Annotated in this window: 2 protein-coding genes and 6 pseudogenes; 5 read left to right on the top strand and 3 right to left on the bottom strand. The window is 59.7% G+C overall.

The annotated features are described in order from the left end of the window. Positions 1 to 1,162 precede the first annotated feature (1,162 nt). Both HAP47_RS41930 and HAP47_RS41115 read right to left on the bottom strand, forming a co-directional pair. Positions 1,163 to 1,396: pseudogene (locus HAP47_RS41930) on the bottom strand (formyltransferase family protein); the annotation flags it as partial. A gap of 329 nt (positions 1,397 to 1,725) precedes the next feature. Beyond that, positions 1,726 to 1,935, bottom strand: coding sequence for a hypothetical protein (locus tag HAP47_RS41115; RefSeq protein WP_166106928.1), 210 nt, complete (start codon positions 1,933 to 1,935; stop codon positions 1,726 to 1,728). 207 nt (positions 1,936 to 2,142) lie between these two features. Here HAP47_RS41115 and HAP47_RS41110 point away from each other — a divergent pair. Next, positions 2,143 to 2,300: pseudogene (locus tag HAP47_RS41110) on the top strand (IS481 family transposase); the annotation flags it as partial. Between the two features lie 6 nt (positions 2,301 to 2,306). Then, positions 2,307 to 2,524, top strand: a pseudogene (locus HAP47_RS41105) (transposase); the annotation flags it as partial. Between the two features lie 357 nt (positions 2,525 to 2,881). Here HAP47_RS41105 and HAP47_RS41100 read toward each other — a convergent pair. Continuing rightward, a pseudogene (locus HAP47_RS41100) lies at positions 2,882 to 3,193 on the bottom strand (integrase core domain-containing protein); the annotation flags it as partial. 142 nt (positions 3,194 to 3,335) lie between these two features. Between HAP47_RS41100 and HAP47_RS41095 the strand changes: the two are divergent. The 3 genes and pseudogenes from HAP47_RS41095 to istB form a co-directional block, all read left to right on the top strand. Beyond that, a pseudogene (locus HAP47_RS41095) lies at positions 3,336 to 3,761 on the top strand (IS110 family transposase); the annotation flags it as partial. A gap of 111 nt (positions 3,762 to 3,872) precedes the next feature. Continuing rightward, complete coding sequence (gene istA, locus HAP47_RS41090) at positions 3,873 to 5,372, top strand: IS21 family transposase (protein WP_176396414.1); 1,500 nt, start codon at positions 3,873 to 3,875, stop codon at positions 5,370 to 5,372. After that, a pseudogene (istB, locus tag HAP47_RS41085) lies at positions 5,372 to 5,998 on the top strand (IS21-like element helper ATPase IstB); the annotation flags it as partial. The gene istA and the pseudogene istB, both read left to right, overlap by 1 nt. Positions 5,999 to 6,000: the final 2 nt, after the last annotated feature.

Below are 6,000 nucleotides of genomic sequence, written 5' to 3'. Positions count from 1 at the left end.
CGATCTGCTTCGGCGCTAATCGACTGGCATCAAAATGCCAGCGGAAGCTCCCATCCAAAGCGCAAACCTCAAAGGTCAGCAAATCGCCGCATAGGCCAGCTCTGTGGCTCGTCATCAGATCGCCAGAGCCGGAACAGCTCTGTGTCATGATTCTGATGCCAACCGGCCAGGGCTGGTGCGACCGTAGAGCCTCCACACCTCGCAATGTCGGGCAGCGCGCGACAATATCCCGGGCAAAGCTAGCGTGCGCCCTCAGCTGGGCGCATTCGGCCGCTACGGTTTTGCGCACGTCTTCAAAGTCATGTGCAAGATCAATGGTCACTTCCATCGGAACGACAGAGGCGATCAACACCTCGATCGCTTTCGAGCCGGTTCGCCATCCATCCGGTTCACGCATCCATCCCAGTTGAAGCTCTGTTTCCCCGGTGATGCGGGCGAAATAGATAAGCCAAGCCGTTACCAAGGATTCCGAGCGATCGAGTGGGGACAGTTTAGCCAAAGCACTTGGACTGAACCACGAACTCGACTGCCATTGGTGCGGCGCCGTAGCTAGGAACGACGACACGAAAGGAGGATGCAATACTCTAAACTGCCCGAGCCGCTGTCGCCAAAAATCCTCCCAAGGCGCCAGCAACTCATGGGTGGCAGTTATGCTCCGTGCCTCCTCATCGCTCAAGATCGGAAGGCGACCACCTTCTTCCAGATTGGAGTGCCTAGCGAGGGCGCGCGCGTCCAACACCTGACCATCGGAGTTGCCAAAGCAAACATCAACATCCTGCGTACCCGTGGCCACACGCCAATGGCTGGAGTGGACTTCAAGCAGAGAACCTGCCGGAACGCCCGATTGTTGAGGCAACACCTCCACGCGCCTGACTGTGACAGCCTCATCGCCTACGAGCGCCTTGGGCAGACACAATGGATTGGGATGATATGGCCCAAAGCCTAGGGCCCGCGTCATCGCCGACAACTCTTGCGCGGATTGATCCCATCGCAGACAGCCTGCCGCATCTGGGCGTCGACGTCTCGGAAAGTAGCTCCGGCCCACCAGCGCCTGCGGGTAGGCAGTAAGCTTCCCGTTTTCGAGGCCAGTTAAGAGCTCGCGGAAGCCCTCAATCGCGGCTTCATAGCATTTAAGGTTCAGGGTCAGTGCCGTATCGGTGGGCGCAATCAGCACTTGGCGCTGAACCACGACGTCGCCGGTATCAACACCATCATCGATCCGATGCCACGTGATGGCATATTCGGTCTCTTGCGCCAGCAGCGCCCAAGACGTCGCGTGCGTTCCCGCGTATCGTGGCAATGGTCCGTCGTGGTAATTGAAAGCACCTCGATGCACTCGCCCAAACACGTCCGGTGGCAGTATGAACGGATTGGCAACGGAGAAAATCCAATCCATCGGCTCAGCCTTCAAAAAGAAGAGAGCTCTTCAACGCTTGCTACAGACGGGATGTTCGAGCGAACGGCCCAATCGCGGAATACGCCGCCGGCACACAACGCCGCACCAATGACGTGGCCCATCTCAATTGCCAGCTGCGCGCATCTGATAGCGAGCGTACCACTGCCGACAATGACGGTAGGGGAGATCGATCGCGCTTCAGGTGGCCTGTTCTGATCGCCTGGTTGGCAGGCGCTCCCGCGCGCCGGAGATGCCCGATATGTCATCTTCACCGCTCCTGCAGTCCATCCATCAGCTGGGCATTCCCACCAGTCGCGCCACGTAGTGACTCAAACCAGCCACATTGGTTCGAATTTGCTCGGGATAACCGCGCCCACAGTCGCTTGCGCAGTATGGGGGAGGTATTGGCGGTGCCGAAATTCTTGCCCGCCGCGCAGATCTTCCACGTCGCGGGCAGACCCCGCGCCTTCAGATATCGTCTCCGGCAGAATCGCAGCTCCCACCTTAACCTGGTCTGAGTTTCCGGTGAGCGAGATCATCGGACGACTTCTCCTCAGTCAATGCGCCTTTATAGAGGAGACTGGGCATGTATCGTGCCAAAGGAGAAATCGTTCTCTGTCAGTATGCTAGCCCTAGCTGTTTAGTCCCACGCTTTGATGGTGCATTTTTGTCGCACGATTCGAAGGATGCGCTATGGATAAGTTTTACACGGCTGCGCCAGTACGACGGAGGCAGTCCGTCGAGCAATACAAATAGTCAAGAGAACCTGAGAGGTCTCGCCAAGCGCTACGGGATCAATCAGAAGACTGTCGCGAAGTGGAAGCAGCGCGAGACCGTCGCCGATCGTTCGACAGGCCCCAAGGAAGTCAAGTCGACTGTCCTTTCCATCGAGGAAGAGGCGATCGCCGAAATCGTCAATCGCGGCGCGAAGCCAGTTATTCCAAACAAATCCAACAGGGTAACCCTCCACAGCTTCAGCAAACGCGTCTACAAAGGGCGCAACGTTATCGAGCGCTGTTTCTGTCGGGTCAAGGATTTCAGGCGTGTCGCAACTCGCTACGACAAACTTGCAAGAAATTTCTTGGCTGCCGTCCACCTTGCCGCCATGTCGCTTATTGGATCAATTGAGTCTGAACCCTAACACTGCTATGTCACTTATCCGACCTCGCCGGATATCGTACACAATCGGCACAAGGCTTCTGAAAGCTCGCCTGATGTGTTCCGGGCAAAGAAAAGCGGAGCCTGGAACGTCAAAGTGATTTTTCCGGCCCGGCCCCACCGCCTTGTCGGGTGCGACTCTCCTGAAAGAGCTATGCGGGTCGCCGTTGCGCCCGCTCTCGGCAACCGCAACTGCATGGCGACATGAGAGGCCCGACCGGCTCCATTGGATTGGTCTCCAGTGGGACAGCGACAAGGCACTGCCAGAGCCGCGGTCCGAGCTGAGGTTGAACCGCCCCGGGATTGCCGGAGGCCATTTGGTTTAAGTTATGCCGCCATGGCGGGTTGTTCCAGCATAGCGTAGTAGCGTTGTTCGGCTTCGGCCGGCGGGACGTTGCCGATGGGCTCCAGGAGCCTTCGGTTGTTGAACCAATCGACCCATTCCAGGGTTGCGAACTCGACGGCCTCGAAGCTTCGCCACGGTCCGCGCCGATGGATCACCTCGGCCTTGTAGAGACCGTTGATGGTTTCGGCGAGAGCATTGTCGTAGGAATCTCCGACACTGCCGACAGAAGGCTCAATGCCAGCTTCAGCCAGGCGCTCGGTGTACTTGATAGAGACGTACTGGCTACCCCTGTCAAGGGCGGCGGAAAAGCTGGCCACGTGGTCGGCGCAAAAGTAGGCCAGATGCACCGCGCGCATGGGAGCGCCTGGAGAAGCTATGGGGGGCGGCGAGGCTGAGGCACTATCGGCGCTGGACCACCAAAGATGGATGTAGATCATGCCCGCAGTCGATGATTTGAGTCGTTCCCTCACCGCGCTGAATCAACATAGCACGTTGATGACGGTTATCGAAATGAGCAAGTCAAGTTGGCTCGTCGCCGGGATGGTGCCTGGTATTGAGCGGCATCCCATGAAGAAGCTCGATCCCGATCCGGTGGCGTTACTCAACCTGGTCAGTCGCTGGCGCTGCGAAGCGGAGAGGAAACAGCGGCGGATCGACCGGGTCGCGGTCGCCTTCGAGGCAGGCCGCGACGGCTTCTGGCTAGCGCGATGGCTGCAAGAGCGCGGCATCGAGGCGTATGTGATCCATTCGACGAGCGTTGCGGTCACGCGCGAGCACCGGCGGGCGAAGACCGACCGGCTGGATACGGCGATGCTGATGCGAGTCTTTCTCGGTTGGCTACGCGGCGAACGCGGGCATTGCTGTGTTTCGGCATGGAATAAGGACCCCGTTTCGGGGTGATCGGCATCCAATCGGGACCCCGGGATAAGGGTCCACAGTGGCTTCCATCGAGTCATGGAAGCCGAGGTTGGGATGCTGGTGGTGGAGACGATTGGTAAGATCCGTCGCGCCTACTTTGTTGATGGTCGTCCGATCAAGGCGATCTGCCGAGAACTTGGCGTATCGCGGAAGGTGGTTCGCAAGGTCATTCGTTCTCAAGCGACGGAGTTCCGGTACGAGCGCGAGACGCAGCCGCTCCCGAAGATGGGTGCCTGGAGTGCCGAGCTTGATCGGTTGCTGGCAGGGAATGAGAGCAAGGCGGCGCGGGAACGGCTGACGCTGATCCGGCTATTCGAGGAACTCCGCGGCCTGGGTTATGCCGGCGGCTATGATGCGGTTCGTCGATACGCCCGACGGTGGACCAAGGAACGCGGCACCTCGACAGCGTCGGCTTATGTGCCGCTGAGCTTTGCACCAGGCGAAGCCTACCAGTTCGACTGGAGCCACGAGGTGGTCCTGCTGAGCGGCACCACGGTGATGGTGAAGGCTGCTCATGTCCGGCTCTGTCACAGCCGCATGCTGTTCGTGCGGGCCTATCCGCGCGAGACGCAGGAGATGGTGTTCGACGCCCACGACCGGGCATTCGCCCTGTTCAAAGGCACCTGCACCCGCGGCATCTACGACAACATGAAGACCGCGGTGGAGACGATCTTTGTCGGTAAAGGCCGTCTCTACAATCGCCGCTTCCTGCAGATGTGCAGCCACTATCTGGTCGATCCGGTCGCCTGTACGCCAGCGTCGGGCTGGGAGAAGGGGCAGGTCGAGAACCAGGTCGGGCTGGTCCGGGAACGCTTCTTCACGCCGCGGCTGCGGTTCAAAAACCTCGACGAGTTAAACGCCTGGCTGCTCGACAAATGCATCGCCTACGCCAAGGCTCATCGCCATCCGGAGCTGACCGATCAGACGATCTGGGACGTGTTCGAAGCCGAACGCCCCAAACTCGTTCCCTATGCCGGCCGCTTCGACGGCTTCCATGCGGTGACAGCATCGGTCTCGAAGACCTGCCTGGTGCGCTTCGACAACAACAAGTACTCGGTCGCAGCCAGTGCAGTCGGACGACCGGTCGAGGTTCAAGCCTATGCCGATCGCATCGTGATCCGTCAGGATGGACGTATCGTTGCCGAGCACCCGCGATCCTTTGGCCGCGGCGATACCGTCTACGACCCCTGGCATTATGTGCCGGTGCTCGCCCGCAAACCCGGCGCCTTGCGCAACGGTGCTCCCTTCAAAGACTGGGTGCTGCCGGCCGCGATCGAGCGGATCCGGCGCAAGCTGGCCAGCACCGACGATGGCAATCGGCAGATGGTCGACATCCTCACCGCGGTGCTGACTGACGGTCTGTCCGCGGTGGAAGCGGCTTGTGCCGAAGCGCTCAGTCACAGCGTCCATTCCGCCGATGTCGTTCTCAATATCCTGGCCCGTCAACGTGAACCCGCCCCACCGGCCAACATCATGACGCCGGCCGCACTGACGCTCCGTCATGCACCGATCGCCGATTGTGCCCGCTACGACAACCTCCGGAGGACCATCTGATGGAACGAACCCAAATCTTCGACCTCATGGGCGAACTTAAGCTCTACGGCATGAAGGCTGCCTTCGACGAGATCATGGCAACTGCCGTCAAGCGCCAGCACGAGCCTCAACGCATTGTCGGCGACCTGCTCAACGCCGAGATCAACGAGAAGCAAGCCAGGTCGATCAAATACCAGCTCACCATTGCCAAGCTGCCGCTCGCCAAGGACATCGCCGACTTCCAGTTCGACGGCACGCCGATCAATCAGACTCTCGTCAATGATCTCGCTGGCGGCGGCTTCATCGCCCAACAACGCAACGTCGTGCTGGTTGGCGGCACCGGTACAGGCAAAACCCACCTGGCCATTGCCATCGCCAGAAGTTGCATCCGCGATGGCGCCAGAGGACGCTTCTACAACGTAGTCGACCTCGTCAACCGGCTCGAGACCGAGACCCGCAACGGTCGGCAGGGACGGCTCGCCGAGCATCTGACCCGCATGGACTTCATCGTTCTCGACGAGCTGGGCTATCTGCCGTTCGCGCAATCCGGCGGTCAGCTCCTGTTCCATCTCATCAGCCGGCTCTACGAGCGCACCTCCATCATTGTCACCACCAATCTTGCGTTCGGCGAATGGCCCAGTGTGTTCGG

The sequence above is a fragment of the Bradyrhizobium sp. 41S5 genome (genome assembly GCF_011516665.3).
GTDB classification, from domain to species: domain Bacteria; phylum Pseudomonadota; class Alphaproteobacteria; order Rhizobiales; family Xanthobacteraceae; genus Bradyrhizobium; species Bradyrhizobium quebecense.
This window is presented reverse-complemented; position numbering and strand designations above follow the sequence as displayed.